Raw genomic sequence first — 19,510 nt, 5'->3', positions numbered from 1 at the left:
CTACCTTGAGGAGCCGTCCTGATGCTCACCGGAGACCAGTACCTGGAATCCCTCCGCGACGGCCGCCGCATCTTCGTCAACGGCCACTCGGTGCCCGACGTGACCGCCGAACCGTTGCTGCAAGGGCCCGCCCAGGCCGCGGCGCTCGGCTACGACAAGCACTACCAGCCCGGCGACGACGTCCACGGCCCGTACTTCTTCATCCCCACCTCCGTCGAGGAGCTGCGCGATACCCAGCAGCGGCAGCTGCACTGGGACTTCCCGACCATCTCCACGGCCAACGGCCTGCTCATGGTGCTCACCGCGGCCAGCCGGATGCGCGCGCAGCAGCCCCAGTACGCCGAGCGGGCCCTGGCCTACTTCGAGGAGAGCAAGCGCCGCGACATCCGGATCGTGCAGGCGATCACCGACTCGAAGGGCAACCGCGCGCTGTCCCCGGGCAAGCAGGACGACCCCGACCTCTACGTCCGCATCGTCGACCGGGGACCGGACGGGGTCGTCATCCGCGGCGCGAAGCTGCACATCTCCTCGGCGGCGGTCGCGCACGACCTCATGGTCATGCCCACCAAGCGGATGAAGCCCGGCGAGGAGGACTGGAGCGTGGCCGCCGCGGTGCCGGTCAACTCCCCCGGGGTGCGGGTCATCAACGCCTCGTTCGCGCCCCGGCCCGACCTGGACCCGGACTTCTACCCCTACAGCTCCCGGCACGTGATGACCGAGGGACTCATCGTCTTCGACGACGTCTTCGTCCCCAACGAACGCCTCTTCCTGGCGGGAGAACTGGAGCACTCCGCGACCTTCGTGCACTCCCTGGGCCTGTGGGAGCGCCTCGGCAGCGTCGGCAGCTACGTGCGCCTCGCGGACACCCTCGTCGGGCTCGCGCACCTCGTCGCCGAGGCCAACGGCCTGCTGAAGATCGGGCACATCAAGGACAAGATCGCCGAGATGATCATCTACGCAACGCTCATCCGGGCCGGTTTCGAGGCCGCGATGACCCACGCCACCTTCACCCCGGAGGGCTGGGCCTCGCCCGACGAGCTGTTCACCAACGCCGCGAAGTACCACGCGGCCGCGCAGTTCAGCACGATGGTGCGCAACCTGCACGACATCGCTGGCGGCTCGGTGCTGACCGCGCCGTCCCTGCGCGACCTGAGCAACCCGGAGACCGAGGCCGACCTGCGCAAGTACATGCGCACGATGGACGGCGTCGACGCCGGCTACCGCATGCGCCTGTTCCACACGATCCGCGACTTCACCGCCGACGCCTACGGCGGCTGGAAGCACGTGACCGTGATCCAGGCCGGCGGGGGCCTCTACGCCCAGAAGGTGGTCGTCACGAACCACTTCGACATGGAGACGGCGAAGGCGCTCGCCCGCGAGACCGCCGGCATCACCGAATCCGGCGAGGTGCTCAGCGGGCTCCATCGCTTCGGCCCGCACGGGTACGAGTCGGACGCGGCCGCGTACCCCGCGGAAACAAGCGCGTGAGGTACGAGGAGTCCACGTTCGCCTGGACCGACACGTCCGCCGCCCAGCGGCCCGAACGGCTCACGCGGCTGCGGCTGGCGACCGACGACGGCGTCGCCACGGTGACCCTGCACCGGCCCGAGCGGCTCAACGCGATCGACCGCACGATGAACCACGAGCTCAGCGCCGTGCTCCGGTGGTGCGACACCGCCGACGAGGTCGGTGCGGTCGTGCTGACCGGCGCCGGGCGGGCCTTCTCGGCCGGCTCGGAGATGACCGGGGACGGCTTCGGCGGGGCCGTGCCGGAGGGCCCGGGCGCCGAGTGGATCGCGCCGCACCAGGTGCGCAAGCCGGTGGTCGCCGCCATCCAGGGCGCGGCGGTGGGCGCCGGGCTCACCCTGGCGATGCAGTGCGATGTGCGGTTCGTCGCCGACGACGCCGTGCTCGCGCTTCCCTTCGTGCGGCTGGGCGTGACCGCGGAGTGGATGGGCCACTGGAACCTCGTCCGCCACGTGGGCCTGGGGCGGGCGCAGGAGCTGCTGCTCACCGGCCGCCGCTTCACCGGCCCCGAGGCGGTCGAGTGGGGGCTGGCCATCGCGGCGCTGCCGGCCGATCACGTCCTGTCGCGCGCGCAGGCCCTCGCCCGCGACATCGTCGAGCACGCCGCACCGGTCGCGGTCGCAGCGACCAAGCGTCTGCTCTGGGAGGCGGTGGATGCCGACCCGTTCGAGCACGGCCGCAAGGAGCGGCTGGTGATGGAGGCGCTCCTCGACCGCCCCGACGCCCGCGAGGGGGTCGAGGCGTTCCTGCAGAAACGCCGCCCGGCCTGGACCGGGCGCCCGTCAACCGATCTTCCACCATGGCCCAACGAACACGGGGAGGACTCCGCGTGACCAGCATCGACCAAGAGTTCATCGGGGTTCCGTCGCCGGCGCTGGGCCGGGCGGGCGCCGGTGGCCACCCGTGCCAGGGCATCTACTACACCCCGTCCGGCCGGGCGCCGCGCACGGCCTTCATCGCCGCGCACTACAACGTCGACTTCTCCGAGCACTACATGGCGACCCGCATGGCGGAGCGCGGTTACGGCTTCCTCGGCTGGAACACCCGGTTCCGCGGGGCCGAGCACCTCTTCACCCTCGACCACGCCCTGGCCGAGATCGGGGTCGGCGTGCAGCTGCTGCGCGACCGCGGCGTCGAGAAGGTCGTCCTGCTCGGCAACTCCGGCGGCGGCTCCCTGATGGCGGCGTACCACTCCCAGTCGCGCGAGCCGAACATCCGCCCGCCGTACGGCCGGTCCAAGGTGTTCGAGCCGGCCCTGCACCTGCCGCCCGGCGACCTGATGGTGTTCCTGGCGGCGCACCCCGGCCGGCCGGAGTGGATCACGCGGACCATGGACCCGTCGGTGATCGACGAGAACGACCCGAACGCGGTCGACGCCGACCTCGACATGTACGACCCGCGCCACGGCGGTTCCTTCTCCCCGGAGTTCCTCGACCGCTACCGGGCCGCTCAGATCGAACGCAACCACCGGCTGACCGCGTGGTGCAAGGAGCAGCTCGATGCCGCGCGGGACAGGCCGGCCCGCGACCGGATCTTCACGATGGGCCGCACGTGGGCCGACCCCCGGTACGTCGACCCGGGTATCGACCCGTCGAACCGTCCGACGCCGCTGTGCTACTTCGGCGATCCCAAGCGGGCCAACTACGGCGTCCTCGGCGTCGGCGTGGTGAGCACGATGCGCACCTGGCTCAACATGTTCAGCCTGGAGGAGTCCGACTGCGTCGCCGCACCGCACCTGGCCCGCCTCGACCTGCCCACCCTCGTGGTGCAGCCGGACGCCGACAGCGGCGTCTTCCCCGCCGACGCACAGGGGCTCTACGACGGGGCGGCGACGGCGGACAAGGAGTTCGTGACGCTGCCCGGCGACCACTACTTCATGGAGCCGGCGCCGGCCCGCGACACGGTGGCCGACACCCTCGCGGACTGGCTCAAGGGGCGGGCGCAACCCTGACCGTCAGTCGCCGTCCTCCTCGTCGCGCAGTGACAGCACGATCGTCGAACGCGCGGCGAGGATGTGCGCGCGCATGACCGCCTCCGCCCACCCGCCGTCGCGGACCCGGAGCGCCTGGACGAGCTCGGCGTGCTGCCGCACGCTGGTGCGCATGCGCTCCGCGTCGTAGCGCTGGAAGGTGCGGAAGATCAGCGGCGTGTCCATGATGCCGCGGACCATGCTGTCCAGCTGCGTGTGCCGGGAGGCCCGCAGGATCGCGCGGTGGAAGTCGCCGTTGAGCACGGTGAGCTCGTCGGCGGCGGCCGCGCCCTTGCGGCTCAACGAGGTCATCCGGGCCGCGATCTGCGCGATGGTGTCGAGCTCATCGTCGGTGATGCGCTCCGCGGCCAGCCGGGCACCGTAGCTCTCCAGCATCGCGCGGAGCTCGTAGTTGTCCTCGAGCTCCTGCTCGGACCAGGCGACCACCCGCGCGCCCCGGTTCGGCGTGAACTCGACGAGGCCCTCCGCGTCCAACCGGCGCAGCGCCTCGCGGACAGGTGTGCGCGACACCCCGGCCCGCAGCGCGAGCTCCTCCTCGCGCAGCCGCTGTCCGCGGGCGAACTCGCCGGACAGGATGCCGGCGCGGACGGCCTCATACGCCGTTTCGGCCGCCTTGGCCATCGGCACTCCCCGGTCACTCGTCAGCATGAATCCGGCCGAGTCTAATGCGATAGAGCGACAGATCTCTGCCGTACACCCAGACCGCCACGCCCGCTGATGGGCGCGAGATGGAGCCCGGGAAACTGCGGTGCGCCGGCCGACCACTGACACTAAGGTCGCGCCATGGAGATCCGAAATGTGATGCCGGCCGAAGAGCTGGCTGCCGAGGCGGTCGTCTCGGCGGCATTCGGCGAGCCCCGGGACGGGCGCGTTGTGCAGATGATGCGAGCTCTGCAGACCAGCGGAGCAGCTCGGGCGAGTTTGGTCGCTGTTGTCGACGAGGAGCTGGTCGGGCACGTTGGTCTCTCACGCGGCTGGGTGGACGCTCGACGCGAGCTGGTCGAGGTGGTGGTGCTCTCCCCGCTGTCGGTACGTCCCGACTTCCAAGGCCGCGGCGTCGGCACCGCGTTGGTCGCGGCGGCGCTGGAGACCGCCGGAGATCGTGGCGCGCCAGCCGTTTTCCTTGAGGGCAGCCCGGACTACTACGGACGCCGCGGGTTCAGCTCCGCGTCCGCCTGTGGGTTCGGCCGGCCCTCGACGCGCATCCCGGACCCGGGGTTCCAGGTGGCGCTTCTTTCGTCGTACCAGCCGTGGATGGTCGGCCAGCTGGTCTATCCCGAGGCGTTCTGGACCACTGGCACGGTCGGTCTGCGTGACCCCGAGCTGGAGCAGGTGGAAGCTCAGATCGCGTCGTGGCGTGCGGGCGAACGAGCGCCGGGAGCGGACCAGTAACTCGGGTGTGACCGTGTTCGGCGGTTCCGGTGTCCGGCAGGATGGCGACCGCCCGGTCGTAGATGCGTGGGCCCTTCACGCCCTCGCCGCAGCTGCGCCGCTTCCATGCTGGAGTATCAGATGGCGGACAGGCCGCCGTCGACGACGAGGGTCGTGCCGGTGACGTAGGACGACGCCGGGCTCGCCAGGAACAGCAGCGCCCCGTCGATCTCGGACTGCTCGCCGAAGCGGCCCAGCAGGCTGTGCTCGGCGACCATGGCGCGGAGCTTGTCCTCACCCGTCGCCGTCATCTCGGTGGCGACGTAGCCGGGGCACAGGGCGTTGACCCTGATGCCCTTGCGGCGGGACCACTGCTGCGCGAGATCGCGGGTCAGCCCGATCACGCCCGCCTTGCTCGCGGCGTAGGAGGCCCCCGGGAACCGCGAGGCCACGACGCCGTGGACGCTCGCGACGTTGACGATGGAGGAGCCCGCCGGCATCACCCGGGCGCAGGCCTGCGCCATCCAGAACGAGCCGTTGAGGTTCACGTCGATGACCTGGCGGAAGGAGTCTGGGGTGTCCTTCGAGGCCGGCACGGAGACGGCGAGGCCGGCGTTGTTGACGAGCACGTCGACGCGCCCGAACTCCGCCGTCGCCGCGGCCACCAGGGCCTGGCACTGCTCGGGCACCGCGACGTCCGCCGCCTGGACGAGCACGGTCGCGCCCTGCGCCCGCAGCTCGTCCGCGGCCGCCCGCAGCCGGTCCAGGCGCCGGGCGCCGAGCACGAGGTGGCCGCCGACGGCCGCGACCGCCCGGGCGAAACCCAGCCCGAGCCCGGAGCTGGCGCCGGTGATGACGACCACCCGCCCGTCGAGCCGGAACGCGTCGAGAGGTCCGCTCATCGTCCTGTCCCTTTCTGGTGCTGCACGGTGGCGAGCGCGAGGTCGGCGTACCGGCGGGCCATGGTGGCCTCGTCGACCGGACCACCCGGCCGGAACCAGCCGGCGACGCCCTGGCACATCGACAGGATCGCCCGGCCGCACTCGTCCGGGTGCGGGGTGCGGAAGACGCCCTGCGCCACTCCCCCGCGGATCGCGTCGCGCAGTTCGCCCTCGAGCTCGTCGCGCTGGGCGACGTAGTGCGCCCGGTTCTCCGGGGTGAGGCTGCGCCGTTCGGAGTCGAGGAACGCCAGGTCGCGATGGTGGGCGGTGTACAGGACGATGGCCTCGACCAGCGCGCTGAGCCGGGCCGTGCAGTCGGCGCCGGCCTCGTCGAGCGCGGCCCGGGCGTGGGTGAGCACGATCCGCATCGCGTGGTCGAGCAGCTCCCGGAGCATCGCCTGCTTGTTCTCGAAGTGGTAGTAGAGCGCCGGCACGGTGACGCCCGCCCGGTTGGCTATCTTGCGGACCGACGTGCCGTCGTAGCCGTGCTCGACGATCTCGTCCAATGCCAGCGCCAGCAGCGGATGCAGCTCGAGTGGTGGGTACTCCCGCCAGCCGGACGCGTCGTCGCTCACTGTCATCCCCGCCTCTGTCCCGCTCGCCAAATCCGTCACGAGTGATTGCCTTCGCAGGCCCTCGAAGGCTAGCTTAGCGATCGCTAACTAAGTAGACCAGATACGGAGGTCGTGGCATGGATGTCCGGGGCAAGCAGGCGCTGGTGACCGGAGGCGCGTCCGGGCTCGGCCTGGCGACGGTGGAGACCCTCGCGGCCGCGGGGGCCCGGGTGGTGGCCCTCGACCTGCCGGGCGCCGACCGCGGCCGGCTCGACGCGCTGGGCGACGCGGTCCGGTTCGCCGGCGCCGACGTGACCGACGAAGCGGCGGTGCAGTCGGCGGTCGCGCTCGCCAACGACGACGGCGGCCTCGCCGTCCTGGTCAACTGCGCGGGCATCGGCAACGCGATCCGGACCGTCGGCAAGCAAGGCCCGTTCCCGCTCGCCGACTTCGAGCGGGTCATCCGGGTGAATCTGCTCGGGACCTTCAACGTGCTGCGCCTGGCCGCCGCGGCGATGGCGGAGAACGAGGTGACCGGCGAGGAGCGCGGGGTCATCGTCAACACCGCGTCGGTGGCCGCGTTCGACGGCCAGATCGGGCAGGCCGCCTACTCGGCGTCCAAGGGCGCCATCGTCGGCATGACCCTGCCGATCGCCCGCGACCTGGCGACACTGAAGATCCGCGTCGTCACCATCGCCCCGGGCACCTTCGAGACCCCGCTGCTGGGCCAGCTGGCGCAGGAGGTCCGCGACTCGCTGGGCGCCCAGGTGCCGCATCCGAGCCGGCTCGGCCGCCCGGCGGAGTACGCGCAGCTGGTCGCGGCGATCGTCGCCAACCCGATGCTCAACGGCGAGACCATCCGCCTCGACGGCGCCATCCGCATGGCCCCGCGCTGAGCAGTGCTCACCGACGGGCCCACCGACGGGCCCACCCGACTGCCTCACCGACGGAAGGAAGACATCATGCGTCAAGCGGTCATCGTCGACATCGTCCGGACGGCCTCCGGTAAGGGCAAGCCGGGCGGAGCGCTGTCCGGCGTGCACCCGGTCGACCTCTACGCCACCGTGCTCCGCGCCCTCGCCGAGCGCAACGACCTGGACCCGGGGCGGGTCGAGGACGTCATCACCGGCTGCGTCGGCCAGGCCGGCCAGCAGGCGATGAACATCGGCCGCAACGCGGTGCTCGCCGCGGGCTGGCCGGAGTCGGTGCCGGCCACGACCATCGACCGGCAGTGCGGATCCAGCCAGCAGGCGATGCACTTCGCCGCGCAGGGCGTGATGGCGGGGGCCTACGACATCGTCGTCGCCGGTGGTGTGGAGTCGATGAGCCGGGTGCCGATGGGGGTCAGCACGCTGGGTCAGGACCCGCAGGGGCCCGGGGTCGCCCGGCGCTACCCGCAGGGGCTCGTCGGCCAGGGCGTCTCGGCCGAGCTCATCGCCCAGAGGTGGGGGCTCTCGCGGGAGCGGCTCGACGAGTACTCCGCCCGGTCGCACCGCCTCGCGGCCGAGACCGCGAACGCCGGCGGGTTCGACCACGAGATCGTGCCGGTGCGGGTCGGCGAGGACGGCGACGGCCGGTTCGCGGCGGACGAGACGATCCGCCCGGCGACGAGCCCCGAGGGCCTGGCCGCGCTCCGGCCGTCCTTCGACGCCCCCGAGATGCGCGAGCGGTTCCCGGACCTGGACTGGCGGATCACCGCGGGCAACTCCTCGCCGCTGACCGACGGCGCCGCCGCCACCCTGATCATGGGCGAGGAAGTGGCCGCGAAGCTCGGCCTCCGCGCGCGGGCCCGCTTCCACGCGTTCGCGGTGGCCGGCGACGACCCGCTGCTGATGCTGACGGCGCCGATCCCGGCCACGCGGCAGGTGCTGGCACGGGCCGGCCTGGGCATCGACGCGATCGACGCCTACGAGGTGAACGAGGCCTTCGCCCCGGTACCGCTGGCCTGGCTGGCCGAGCTCGGCGGTGACCTCGAGCGGCTCAACTGCCGGGGCGGCGCCATCGCACTGGGCCATCCGCTCGGCGCCTCCGGCATCCGGCTCATGGCCACGATGCTGCACCACCTCGAGGCCACCGGCGGCCGTTACGGGTTGCAGACCATGTGCGAGGGCGGCGGCCTGGCCAACGCCACCGTCATCGAACGCCTCTGATCGGAAGACATGACCAAGGACCTGTGGGCGCGGCGCCCGTTCTTCACCGGCGACCACGAGGCGTTCCGCGCCACCGTCGCCGCGTTCCTCAGCCGGCACGTCACCGCGCACGTCGAGTCCTGGGACGAGGCGGGCATCATCCCGCGCGAGCCGTGGCTCGAAGCCGGCCGGCAGGGGCTGCTCGGCATCAACGCACCCGAGGAGCACGGCGGCGGTGGGGCCATCTCCGACTTCGGCTTCCGGTGCGCGATGATGGAGGAGTTCGCCAAGGTCGGCGCCACGTCCCTCGGCTCGGGGTTCTCCGCCCACGCCGACATCGTGCTTCCGTACTTCTTCGACCTGGCCACCCCGGAGCAGGCCGCACGGTGGGTGCCGGACCTCTGCTCGGGCCGGCGCATCGGCGCGATCGCCATGACCGAGCCCGGCACCGGCTCGGACCTGCAGGGCATCCGGACGACGGCCCGGCGCGACGGCGACGGCTGGGTCCTCGACGGCGCCAAGACGTTCATCACCAACGGCATCCTGAGCGACCTCGTGATCGTGGTCGCCCGGACCGATCCGGCCCCCGACGCCGGGAGCCGCGCGTTCAGCCTGCTGGTCGTGGAGCGCGGGATGCCCGGCTTCGAACGCGGCCGCAAGCTCGCCAAGGTCGGCCTGAAGTCACAGGACACCGCGGAGCTGTTCTTCGACAACGTGATCGTCCCCGCCGGCAACGTGCTCGGCGAGGTGGGCCGGGGGCTGCATCACCTGATGAGCCACCTGCCGCTGGAGCGGCTGGGGATCGCGGTCGCCGCATGCGCCGGGGCCCGGGCGGCGCTCGGCTGGACCGTCGAACACGTCACGCAGCGGCAGGCGTTCGGCCAGCGCATCGCGTCGTTCCAGAACACCCGGTTCGCCATCGCCGAGATGCTGACCGAGCTGGAGGTGTCCCAGGCGTACGTGGACGACGCCGTGCTGCGGTTCAACCGCGGCGAGCTGAACGCGGTGGACGCGGCCAAGGCGAAGTGGTGGGCGACGGAGATGCACAAGCGCCTCGTCGACCGCTGCGTCCAGCTGTTCGGCGGCTACGGATACATGCTCGAGTACCCCATCGCCCGTGCGTACGCCGACACCCGCGTCACCACCATCTACGGCGGCACCACCGAGATCATGAAACACATCATCGCGCGCGACGTCCTGGAGACACGATGACAGACACGAAGACGACCGTCGAAACCGAACCGGCCGCGTTGTATGAGCGGGCCGGGCACATCGCCGTGATCCGGCTGAACCGGCCCGCGTCACTGAACGCCGTCAACGCGGCACTGTCCACCGCGGCCGGGGAGGCGCTGGAGCGGGCGGCGGCCGACCCCGAGGTGCGGGTCGTGGTCGTGACCGGCAACGGCCGGGCCTTCTGCGCCGGCGCCGACCTCAAGGAGCTGGCGGCCGGACGGTCGATCACCGCGCCGGAGCACCCGGAGTGGGGCTTCGCCGGTATCGCCCGGCACTGGATCGACAAGCCGCTGATCGCGGCCGTCAACGGGTTCGCCATGGGCGGCGGCACCGAGATCGCCCTCGCCTGTGACCTGGTGGTCGCGGCCGAGGACGCCCGGCTCGGCCTGCCCGAGGTCAAGCGGGGCCTGGTCGCCGCCGCGGGCGGGGTGGTGCGGCTCCAGCGGCAGATCCCGCTCAAGCGCGCGTTGCAGATGGCGCTCACCGGTGACGCCGTCGACGTGCAGGAGGCGGCCGAGTGGGGCCTGGTCAACGTGGTCGCCCGGCCCGGAGCCGCGCTCGATGAGGCGATGGTGCTGGCCGAGCGCGTCGCCGCGAACGCGCCGCTGTCGGTGCAGTACACCAAGCGGGTCATGCATCAGGTGGCCGAGTCCGGCTCGGCCTGGGACCCGGAGTGGTCGCGCCGTGAGCCGTGGGCCGTCAACGACGAGGCGGCCGCGCTGGTGTTCGGCAGCCGGGACGCCGTCGAGGGGCCGATCGCCTTCGCCGAGAAGCGGGCGCCGGTCTGGGAAGGCCGGTAGGTCCGTACGGCAGCTGGTGCGCCCGGGTCGGCGTCGCGGAGGCCCGCCTCGGGCCGGGCCGGGCCGTCACGCGATGCGGGCCGCGGCCGGCCTGGCCGAGCGGGCGCCGACCCTCACCATGGGCGGCGCGAAGTCGCGGGTCCGGCGCATCGCCCGCGAAGCACTCCGCCGCGAACGCTCCTACGCGGGAAAGGCTGGCGGTCGTCGCTCCCGCAGCGCGGCCATACCCTCCGCGTAGTCGGGCCCGTCCAGCAGCTCGCCCTGGTCCTCGAGCTCGCGGCGCATGGCCGCCTCGAGCTCGTCGGCCGCCGCCCGCCGGAGGGCCAGTTTGGCGCGCCGGAGCGCCTCGCGTGACGCGCCGGCGGTCCCGGCCGCCAGTGTGCGGGCGGTGTCGAGCAGGTCGGCGGCCGGGACGACGTCCGAGACCAGGCCCCACGCCAGCGCGGCCGGCGCCGGCACGCGCTCAGCGAACAGCGCCATCCGGTTCGCCCGCATCCGCCCGATCGCCGCCGGGAGCAGGTGGCTCGCTCCCCCGTCGGGCACCAGCCCGATGTTGACGAACGGCAGTTGGAACCAGCTCGTGTCGGCCGCCACGACCGCGTCGCAGGCGAGGGTGAACGAGACGCCGACGCCGACCGCCGGCCCGTTCACCGCGGCGACGACCGGGACGTCGGCGCGGATCACGGCGAGGACCGCGTCGTTGGCCGCGGCGACGATCGCGCGGCCGTCCGCGCCGCCGGTCGCCGCGCCGGACGGGGAGACGTCGGCGCCGGCGCAGAAGGCGCGCCCTTCCCCGGTGAGCAGGACGCAGCGCACGCCGGGCCGGCCGGCCGCTTCGCGCAGCCGGCTCCCCAGCAGTCGCATACCCGCGAGGTCGAGGGCGTTGAGCCGGTCGGGGCGGCTCAGGGTGACGGTCGCGACCGGGCCGTCGGTCGTGACCAGGACGGCGTCGTCCGTCATCGTCCCTCCGCCGACACCAGCGGGGAGAGACGGGTGGTGATGAGGTCTTCGGCCTCGGCGACGATGCGCGCGACCAGTTCGGCCACCGTCGGGATGTCGTCGATCAGCGCCTGCGACTGCCCCACGGTCCAGAGCCCTCGCTCCATGTCGCCCGTCTCGTAGACCTCGCGGCCGCGGACCCCGGCGACGAGGTCGCGCACGTCGGCGAACTCACCGCCGGCCCGCAGGATCTCGACGACCTCACGGCTGACGGTGTTCGTCGCGACGCGGGCGGTGTTGTGCAGGGTCCGGAAGATCAGGGTGGTGTCGCGCTCGTTCGCCTCGACGATCTTCCGCTTCACGTTCTCGTGCACCGGGGCCTCCACGGTACAGAGGAAACGGGTGCCCATGTTCACCGCGTCGGCTCCCAGCGCCAGCGCGGCGATCAGGCCGCGGGCGTCGGCGATCCCGCCCGACGCGACGATCGGCACGGAGACCCGGCGGGCCGCGGCCGCGATGAGTATGAGCCCGGGCACGTCGTCCTCCCCCGGATGACCGGCGCACTCGAAGCCGTCGATGCTCACGGCGTCCACCCCGAGCGACTCGGCCTTGACCGCGTGCCGCACGCTCGTGCACTTGTGGATCACCTTGATGCCCGCGGCTTTGAAGGCGGGCATGTGCTCCGCCGGGCTGAACCCGGCCGTTTCGACGGTCCGGATCCCCGACTCGATGATCGCGGCCCGGTATTCGGCGTACGGGGGCGGCGAGATCGCCGGCAGGATCGTGAGGTTGACGCCGAACTCCTGGTCGGTCAGCTCCCGGCAGCGGGCGATCTCCTTGACGAGCGCCTCGGGCGTCGGCTGGGTGAGCGCGGTGAGGAATCCGAGCGCGCCGGCGTCCGCCACCGGGGCCACCAGCTCGGCTCGGCCGACCCATTGCATCCCGCCCTGCACGATGGGGTGCCTGACGTTGAACTCGCGGGTGAAGCGGGTCTCGATCATGCCGGTTGTCTCCTGTCGCACGCCCCGAATTCGGGCGCAAAACTTGATGTTAATATCACTTTTAGTTCTCAAAGCTGGGTGTCGGACGGGGGCAGGGGCGATGCCACGCCAGTACTCCAAAGGGGCGCGCACGGCGGCCACGTTCCTCGAGGCGGCCCGCAAGGAGTTCGCGACCCGCGGTTACCTGTCGACGAAGGTCGAGGACATCGCGCGCACCGCGGGCCGGTCGTCGGCGAGCTTCTACAACTACTTCACCGACAAGGCCGACGTGCTCGCCGCCCTCGCCCAGGCCTTCCACGAGGACACCCGCGCCCAGATCGCGGTGCCGTACCAGGAGGGCCGTCCGCCCAAGGAAGCCATCCGGATGGCGATCACCATCTTCTGGGAGACCTACCGCGACCGGCTCGGCGCGCTCAGCGGCGTGTTCCAGGCGTCGATGGCGGACCCGGCCTTCCTGGAGAGCTGGCGGGACATCCGGCGGTCGGCCATCGACTTCATCGCCCACGGCGTCGAACACGCCCAGAAGGAGGGCTACTGCCCGGGCATCGACGTGCGGATGACCTCGTCCGCGCTGTCCTCGATGCTCGAGCTCTCCTGCTACGTGTGGCTGGCTCAGGGCGGTGACAACGGCGACTCCGTCGTCGACGAAGAGGCGGCGATCGACTCGCTCGCCGGCATCTGGTATCACGCCATCTACTGGCGCCCGGAGGACCAAAGCCCGGCCTAACGATCGGCGCGGCCGAGGACGCGCAGCTCGACCTCGGTGCGCGGGCCCAGCGCCGCGAGGATCGCGGCGAACCGGTCCGGGGCGAGGCCGGCCCTGATCTCGGCGACCAGGGCCCGTTCGTCCGGCACGCCGAGCTCCGCGAAGACCGCCCCGTCGACCTGGCGGCGCTCGGTCCCGGCGGTCAGGTCTCGCTGCACCACTTCCAGCGCGGCGGCACACGCCTTGAGCAGGTATCGGGAGCGCCCGCTGACCTGCGGCAGGAGCTCCGTGCGCAATGTCTCCACGACGGCCGTCAGCAGCTCGTTGTGGTCAGGAACCGCGGCGTGCGATGGCATGTGTACTCCCGTTGTCACCGGAGCAGCCCGAGCAGGTCGTGCTCCACCTCGACCACCCGCCGGCCGACCAGCGCCAGGTCGATCGAGCGGGTCGTCCCGGACAGGTGCCGGTCGGCCTGCTGCAGGCAGCCGACCGCCCAGATCCACGTGCCCAGCACGACCGCCCACGCGAAGTCGGCGTCGGACACGTCCACGCCCGCCGACGCCCGGTATCCGTCGAGGAAGTCCTGGACGTCGCCGAAGCCGCCGACCACGCCCGGCCCGCGGAACCGCCAGCTGCGCACCGCGATCCAGCCCAGATCCTCGAGGGGATCGCCGCGGTGGGCCGACTCCCAGTCGAGGACCCCGACGAGACCGTCGCCGTCGACCACGAAGTTCCCGAGCCGGAAGTCACCGTGGGTCAGGGTCGTCCGGCGGCACGGCGGCCGGCGCTCCAGCAGCCACCCGTAGGCCAGCTCGAGCACCGGCCGGTCGGGGTCAAGCCGGTCGAGGGTCGCCCGGTATTCGACGAGCCGGTCCTCGTCCGGCAGGGCCGCGACGGCGCCCGGATCGACGGTGTGCAGCCGGCCGAGGGCGTCGCCGCACTGACGGGCCAGCCGTGGTCCGGCGGAGCCGGTCGTCAGCACGTCGAGGATCCGCCGCGGCACCGTCTCGCCGTCGAGCCGTTGCAGGACGAGTCCGCCGGGCACGACCGCGATCACTTCGGGCGCCGCGACGCCGGCCGAGCGGGCGGCCCGGATGACGCTCGCCTCGAAGGTGGCGCCACCGCCGCGGCGCTCACCGGGCGGATCGGCCAGGAGGATGAGTTTGCGGCCCGCGGCCTCCAAGGCCCAGACCTCGCGGGACGATCCGCCGGTCAGCCGCTCCAATCCGGTCACCGGCTCGCCGAGGGCAGCGGTGAGGGCTGTCTCGTTCATCGAGCGGCCATCCGGTCCCACGTGCCCGCGGTGAACGGGTCGCGTTTGAGCTCCACCTTGCGCACCTTGCTGGTCGGGGTCTTCGGCAGCTCGTCGAGGAACTCGATGTAGCGGGGGACCATGAACCGGGGCATCGTGGCCGCGAGGAACTCCGACAGCGCCGGGGCATCGAGGTGCGCGTCCGGCATCGGTACGACACAGATCTTGATCTCCTGCTCCCCGTCGTCGGACGGCACGCCGATGGCGGCGCACTCCAGGACGTCGGGGTGGGCGGTGACCATCGACTCGACCTCGAACGACGAGATGTTCTCCGACCGCCGCCGCACCGCGTCCTTCACCCGGTCGACGAGGTAGTAGTTGCCTGTCTCGTCCCGGCGGAAGGCGTCCCCGGTGTGGTACCAGCCGTTGCGCCACGCCCGCGCGGTGTCCGCGGGCCGGCCCAGGTAGCCCTGGTTCATCGTCCACGGCCGGTCGGAGCGCACGATCAGCTCACCGATGTGGCCGGCCGGGACCTCGGCGTCGAAGTCGTCGACGATGCGCAGCTCGTATCCGTCCCGGGCGCGGCCGCAGCTGCGGTGGTCGACGACGTGATCGCCGGTCGCGATCGGCCAGCCGGCCTCGGTCATCCCGTAGTTGGTCCGCATCCGCAGCCCGAACCGCTGCTCGAACGCGGCGTAGTCGGGCAGCAGCGGGCCGCCGGTGATGCTCTCGACCGGGTTGTCGCGGTCGTCCGGGCGGGGCGGCTGCTGCCAGAGGAAGTTCGCCATCGCGTAGAAGGCCCAGGCCCGGTTGCAGGCGTGCGCGCGGACGTCCGGCCAGAAGCGGTCGGTCTTGAAGCCGTCGCGGAAGACGAATGTCCCGCCCCAGTGCGCGACGATCTGCAGCGGCACCTTGCCACCCAGGTGGAACGCGGCGAACGGTGCGTAGAGCACGTCGCCGGGGCCGACGTCGTCGAAGGTGTCGATGCCGGTGATGAGCTGGCCCCACGGCGTAAGCACGCCCTTGGACGGCCCGGTGGTGCCGGAGGTGTAGATGATGGCGGCGGTGTCCCACGGCTTCGGATCGCCGAGCCCGGCCAGCACCGGCGGGCCGTACACCAGCGGCTGCCCGATCTCCAGGACGAAGACCGCGGCGTCGGCGTCCGCGGCCTGCCGGAGCTCGTCGGCGCGGGCCCCGACCGTGACGATCAGGCGGGGCCCGGAGTCGTGCAGCACGTGCCGGAGCATGTCGCCGCGGTAGGCCGGGTTGATCGGCACCTGCACGGCGCGCAGCCACCCGCACGCGATCCACAACGCCTGTTCGTCGACGCACGTGGGCAGCAGGACCGCGACCCGGTCCGACGGCTGCACACCCTGCTGCAGCAGGAGCCCGGCGAACTGCTCGACCCGCCGCTGGAACGCGCCGTAGGTGACCCGGCCCCGTTCGACGTCGATCAGGAAGTCCTGGTCCGCCAGCTCGGTCGCCCGCCGGCGGAGCAGGCCGGGCAGCACGCGGGCCGGGTCCAGCTCCTGAGGCGCGGTCTCACCCACTCGCGACCTCGCTCAGGTAGCTGCGTTCCAGCTTCGACCAGTCCCTGGACAGCTCGGCCGAGGCCCCTTCGGTGATCACCCGGCCGCGCCGCAGCACGTACGCCCGGTCGGCCACCTCCAGTGCCCGCGCCGCCTGCTGTTCGACGAGCAGGACGCCCAGCCCTTCGTCGGCGGCCTGCCGGATGGCCCGCAGCAGCCGGTCGACGACCAGCGGCGCCAGGCCGAGCGAGAGCTCGTCGGCGAGCAGCAGGGCGGGCCGTCCGGCGAGCGCCCGGGCCAGGGTCAGGATCTGCTGCTCGCCACCGGACAGCAGGCCGGCCCGGCGGTCGAGCAGCGGGGTCAGTTCGGGGAACGCGTCGAGCGCGAGGGAGCGTGGCCCGCGGCCGAGGCGCAGGTTCTCGGCCGCGCTCAGCTGCATGAACACCGAGCGTTCCTCGGGCACGAAGGCCATGCCCTCGCGGGCTCGCCGGTGCAGCCGGGCCGAGGCCGGCCTGCCGCGCCACCGCACGGTGCCGGCCAGCGGCTTCAGCTCGCCGGCCAGGGTCAGCAGCGTCGTGGTCTTGCCCGCGCCGTTGGGTCCGAGCAGCGCCACGATCTCGCCGGGCCGCACCACCAGGTCGAGGTCGCGCAGCGCGGCCAGGTCCCCGTATCCGGCGCTGAGCCCGCGGGCCTCGATGAGCGGCTCGCCGTCCGCGGCCGCCGCCCTGGTCGCGGGCGCCGGTTCGCGCTCGATCACCTCGACCGGACCGGTCTGTGCGGCAGCCTCGTCGGCAGTGCCGTCAGCGGTGTCCTGGGTGCCGAGGTACGCGGTGATGACGGCCGGGTCGGATCGGATCTCCGCCGGCGTCCCGGTCGCGATCACCTTGCCGAAGTTGAGGACCGAGACCTGGTCGCTCACGTCCAGCACGACGGAGACGTTGTGCTCCACGAGCAGCACCGCCATCCGCAGCTCGGTGGCGAGCCTGCGGATGAGGTGGCCGAGCTCGGCGGTCTCGGTGTCGTCCAGGCCGGCGGCCGGCTCGTCGAGCAGCAGGACCGAGGCGCCGGTGGCGACGGAGCGGGCGATGGCCAGCAGCCGGCGGCGGCCGTACGGCAGCTCGTCGGGTTTGCGTTCGAGGTCGTCCTCCAGGTGGAACTCGCGGATGGCGGCGAGCGCGGCCGGCGAGTACCGGTCCCGGCCCGGGAGGACGAGGTTGGACAGGAACGCGGGCCAGTCCTGGCGGTCGCCCGCGGCGAGCAGGTTCTCCCGGACCGTCATCGTCTCGAACAGTTCGAGGCTCTGGAAGGAGCGGCTGATGCCGGCCGCGGCCCGGCGCTGGGCCGGCCAGCGGCCGATGTCCTGGCCGTCGAGGGTCATCGTGGCGCCCGGGCCGTCGACGAACCCGGTCAACGCGTCGATCAGGGTCGTCTTGCCCGCCCCGTTCGGCCCGATGAGCCCGTGGACCTGCCCCGGCACGAGGTTGAGTGCCACGTCGTCGAGCGCGGTCACGCCGCCGAAGCGCACCGTCAGCCCGCTCACCTCCACCGGCCGCTCGACGACGCTGAACGCCGTCTCCCCCTCCAGCTCCGCGACGTCGCGCCGGCGCGTCCGGCGGCCGCTGCGCGCCGTGATCCACTTGGGGATCAGCCCGGCGGGCAGCCGCTGCGTGGCCAGGCCGTTGGGCAGCTGCGGCAGCACGATGAGCAGGGTCAGGCCGAGGATCATCTGCCCGACCTCGTTGCGCGAGATGAACTGCGCGAAGGCGGTGCCGGGGAAGAGCTGCGAGATCACCCCGGAGAGCAGTCCGGCCGGGGCGTACATGGCGCCGATGACGGCACCGACGAGGTAGCCGATGCCGCCGATGATCGAGAACACGACCGCGAAGATGGACTGGAAGGCGGTGTACGTCGGCACGAAGGTCACGTTCGGCTGCCGGAACGACAGCAGGACGCCGCCGGCAGCGGCCAGGGCGGCCGAGATGCCGAAGGCGAAGATCTTGGCGCGGGCCACGCTGATGCCGATGCTGGCCGCGGCGCGCTCGTTGGACCGGACGGCCACCAGGCGGCGGCCGGCCCGGCCGCGCCGGAGGTTCGCGACCATCAGGGCGGCCAGGATGAACAGCACCAGGCAGAAGATCGCGTAGCGGCTGGGCCAGAAGTACGTGTCCATGTCGATGCCGAAGATCTTCGGCGAGCCCACGTTGATGCCCGTGAACCCACCGGTGCGCTCGGTCGAGGAGAAGATCTGGTGCTCCAGCACCACGGCCAGGCACAGCGTCACCACGGCCAGGTTCATGCCCCGGGTCCGCAGCGCGGGCAGGCCGACGATGATGCCGACCGGGACCGCGCCCACGACGCCGATCAGCAGCGCGGCCCAGAACGGCACGCCGTGATCGGCGACCAGGCGGGCGGCGATCCAGGCGCCCATACCGGCGAGCGCCATCTGCGCCAGCGACAACTGTCCCGTGTAGCCGGTGACGACCACGAGGGACAGCACGACGAGGCCGAGCGCCAGGGTGATCTCGGTGGCGCTGAGCAGGGCCGGCGGGAACACGAAGTACAGCAGCCCGAGGGCGACGAGCCCGGTGCCGAGCAGCACCGGGGGGCGCACGATGCCGGTGCCGAGCTGGGGCGGGCGCTGGATCGCCTCACCCCGCAGCGGCAGGGAACGCCCGGAGATGACGAGGACGAGGATGATGACGATGAACGGCACCGTCTGGCCCCAACCGTCGGCGTGCTGGCGCGTGCCGATCCAGGCCACCTCGGACTCGAGCATGCCGATCAGCAGCCCACCGGCCATCGTCAGCGGGAAGGACTTGAAGCCGCCGAGCAGGGCGGCGGCGAGGGCCGGCACGATGAGCATCGCCAGGTTCTCCACCTGCAGCGTGCCGATGCTGACGATGAGCACGGCCGACACCACGCTGAGCGCGCAGCCCACCATCCAGTTCACAGTCGCGATGGTGTCCGGGGAGATGCCCAGCGCCGAGCTCGCCCGCCCGTTCTCGGCCACGGCCGAGGTGGCGAGGCCGAAGCGGGTGGAGCGGTACACGACCGTGAGCACGACGGCCAGCACCAGCCCGACGCCGAGGATGGCGAGCCGGTCGGTCCCGATCCGGATGCCCGGCAGCACGGTCGTCGACCCGTCCGGCAGGATCGAGGAGACGATCCGGGCCTTCCCCACGCCGAACAGGTACTGACCCAGGCCGAAGAGGAACGCGAAGACGCCCAGTGTCGCGATGAGCCGCGACACCGGCGGCGCGTCCCGCAGTGGTCGCATGACGAGCTGATGGATCAGCGCGCCGATGGCCAGGCCCACGCCGATGGCGAGCAGCGCCGCCACCGGCGTGGCCATGCCGGCCTCGCGTTGCAGGTAGAAGACGTAGGCGCCCACCATGCCGACCGCGCCCTGGCTGAAGTTCAGAATCCCGGAGCCGCGGTAGATCAGCACGATTCCGAGGGCGGACAGGCCATAGATCGCGCCGGCCCCGAGCCCGAGTACGGCGAACCTGATCACGTCAGTCAGCATGTGTGGGCCCGG

At 72.2% G+C, this 19,510-nt stretch carries 18 protein-coding genes; 9 read left to right on the top strand and 9 right to left on the bottom strand.

The features are described from left to right. Window positions 1-21 precede the first annotated feature (21 nt). From ABZ321_RS47750 to ABZ321_RS47740, 3 genes are read left to right on the top strand one after another with little or no spacing between them, the layout of a single operon-like run. Window positions 22-1,488: a 4-hydroxyphenylacetate 3-hydroxylase N-terminal domain-containing protein gene (locus ABZ321_RS47750; protein ID WP_354903030.1), complete on the top strand. Its 1,467-nt coding sequence runs from the start codon at window positions 22-24 to the stop codon at window positions 1,486-1,488. Continuing rightward, complete coding sequence (locus ABZ321_RS47745; RefSeq protein WP_354903028.1) at window positions 1,485-2,360, top strand: enoyl-CoA hydratase-related protein; 876 nt, start codon at window positions 1,485-1,487, stop codon at window positions 2,358-2,360. Before ABZ321_RS47750 ends, ABZ321_RS47745 begins: the two co-directional genes overlap by 4 nt. Continuing rightward, on the top strand, window positions 2,357-3,478 hold the full coding sequence (locus ABZ321_RS47740) for a hypothetical protein (protein WP_354903027.1): 1,122 nt from the start codon (window positions 2,357-2,359) through the stop codon (window positions 3,476-3,478). The genes ABZ321_RS47745 and ABZ321_RS47740 overlap by 4 nt, the downstream gene beginning before the upstream one ends. A gap of 3 nt (window positions 3,479-3,481) precedes the next feature. Here the strand turns inward: ABZ321_RS47740 and ABZ321_RS47735 are convergent, their stop codons facing one another. Next, complete coding sequence (locus ABZ321_RS47735) at window positions 3,482-4,138, bottom strand: GntR family transcriptional regulator (RefSeq protein ID WP_354903025.1); 657 nt, start codon at window positions 4,136-4,138, stop codon at window positions 3,482-3,484. 162 nt (window positions 4,139-4,300) lie between these two features. On the opposite strand from ABZ321_RS47735, the gene ABZ321_RS47730 reads away from it, so the two are divergent. Continuing rightward, the gene (locus tag ABZ321_RS47730; RefSeq protein ID WP_354903024.1) at window positions 4,301-4,909 is read left to right on the top strand and encodes an N-acetyltransferase; all 609 of its coding nucleotides are present in this window, start codon (window positions 4,301-4,303) and stop codon (window positions 4,907-4,909) included. 116 nt (window positions 4,910-5,025) lie between these two features. Here ABZ321_RS47730 and ABZ321_RS47725 read toward each other — a convergent pair whose 3' ends face one another. Beyond that, window positions 5,026-5,790 (bottom strand): SDR family oxidoreductase, encoded by a 765-nt coding sequence (locus ABZ321_RS47725; protein ID WP_354903022.1) that lies wholly within the window; start codon window positions 5,788-5,790, stop codon window positions 5,026-5,028. After that, complete coding sequence (locus ABZ321_RS47720) at window positions 5,787-6,410, bottom strand: TetR/AcrR family transcriptional regulator (protein WP_344513045.1); 624 nt, start codon at window positions 6,408-6,410, stop codon at window positions 5,787-5,789. Before ABZ321_RS47720 ends, ABZ321_RS47725 begins: the two co-directional genes overlap by 4 nt. 110 nt (window positions 6,411-6,520) lie before the next feature. Here ABZ321_RS47720 and ABZ321_RS47715 point away from each other — a divergent pair, with 110 nt between their 5' ends. From ABZ321_RS47715 to ABZ321_RS47700, 4 genes are all read left to right on the top strand, one after another. Next, window positions 6,521-7,279, top strand: a complete 759-nt coding sequence (locus ABZ321_RS47715; RefSeq protein WP_344513047.1) for a 3-hydroxyacyl-CoA dehydrogenase — start codon at window positions 6,521-6,523, stop codon at window positions 7,277-7,279. 66 nt (window positions 7,280-7,345) lie between these two features. After that, on the top strand, window positions 7,346-8,533 hold the full coding sequence (locus ABZ321_RS47710; protein WP_354903021.1) for a thiolase family protein: 1,188 nt from the start codon (window positions 7,346-7,348) through the stop codon (window positions 8,531-8,533). Window positions 8,534-8,542: 9 nt separating this feature from the next. Then, complete coding sequence (locus tag ABZ321_RS47705; protein WP_354903019.1) at window positions 8,543-9,724, top strand: acyl-CoA dehydrogenase family protein; 1,182 nt, start codon at window positions 8,543-8,545, stop codon at window positions 9,722-9,724. Further along, on the top strand, window positions 9,721-10,545 hold the full coding sequence (locus ABZ321_RS47700; RefSeq protein ID WP_354903018.1) for a crotonase/enoyl-CoA hydratase family protein: 825 nt from the start codon (window positions 9,721-9,723) through the stop codon (window positions 10,543-10,545). Before ABZ321_RS47705 ends, ABZ321_RS47700 begins: the two co-directional genes overlap by 4 nt. 180 nt (window positions 10,546-10,725) lie before the next feature. On the opposite strand, the gene ABZ321_RS47695 is transcribed toward ABZ321_RS47700, so the two are convergent. Both ABZ321_RS47695 and ABZ321_RS47690 read right to left on the bottom strand, forming a co-directional pair. Next, window positions 10,726-11,505 carry an enoyl-CoA hydratase-related protein gene (locus ABZ321_RS47695; protein ID WP_354903017.1) on the bottom strand — a complete coding sequence of 260 codons (780 nt, stop codon included), beginning with the start codon at window positions 11,503-11,505 and terminating at the stop codon, window positions 10,726-10,728. Continuing rightward, window positions 11,502-12,506 (bottom strand): nitronate monooxygenase, encoded by a 1,005-nt coding sequence (locus ABZ321_RS47690; protein ID WP_354903015.1) that lies wholly within the window; start codon window positions 12,504-12,506, stop codon window positions 11,502-11,504. The genes ABZ321_RS47695 and ABZ321_RS47690 overlap by 4 nt, the downstream gene beginning before the upstream one ends. A gap of 79 nt (window positions 12,507-12,585) precedes the next feature. Between ABZ321_RS47690 and ABZ321_RS47685 the strand changes: the two genes are divergently transcribed. Continuing rightward, entirely contained in the window at window positions 12,586-13,212 is a 627-nt protein-coding gene (locus tag ABZ321_RS47685; RefSeq protein WP_344513056.1) for a TetR/AcrR family transcriptional regulator, read from the top strand. On the opposite strand, the gene ABZ321_RS47680 is transcribed toward ABZ321_RS47685, so the two are convergent. Genes ABZ321_RS47680 through ABZ321_RS47665 form a run of 4 tightly spaced genes read right to left on the bottom strand, consistent with a single transcriptional unit; the run spans window position 13,209 to window position 19,498 of the window. After that, complete coding sequence (locus tag ABZ321_RS47680) at window positions 13,209-13,547, bottom strand: DUF6285 domain-containing protein (protein ID WP_344513058.1); 339 nt, start codon at window positions 13,545-13,547, stop codon at window positions 13,209-13,211. The two genes, ABZ321_RS47685 and ABZ321_RS47680, sit on opposite strands and share 4 nt — an antisense overlap. Before the next feature lie 14 nt (window positions 13,548-13,561). Continuing rightward, complete coding sequence (locus ABZ321_RS47675; protein ID WP_354903013.1) at window positions 13,562-14,464, bottom strand: phosphotransferase family protein; 903 nt, start codon at window positions 14,462-14,464, stop codon at window positions 13,562-13,564. Beyond that, window positions 14,461-15,993 (bottom strand): AMP-binding protein, encoded by a 1,533-nt coding sequence (locus ABZ321_RS47670; protein WP_354903012.1) that lies wholly within the window; start codon window positions 15,991-15,993, stop codon window positions 14,461-14,463. Before ABZ321_RS47670 ends, ABZ321_RS47675 begins: the two co-directional genes overlap by 4 nt. Next, entirely contained in the window at window positions 15,986-19,498 is a 3,513-nt protein-coding gene (locus tag ABZ321_RS47665) for an ATP-binding cassette domain-containing protein (protein WP_354903010.1), read from the bottom strand. Before ABZ321_RS47665 ends, ABZ321_RS47670 begins: the two co-directional genes overlap by 8 nt. Window positions 19,499-19,510: the final 12 nt, after the last annotated feature.

Origin of the sequence: Dactylosporangium sp. NPDC006015, from assembly GCF_040614215.1 — a bacterium.
Classification (GTDB): Bacteria; Actinomycetota; Actinomycetes; order Mycobacteriales; family Micromonosporaceae; genus Dactylosporangium; species Dactylosporangium maewongense.
Note: the sequence above shows the minus strand (reverse complement) of the source record. Positions and strands in the feature narration are given on the sequence as shown.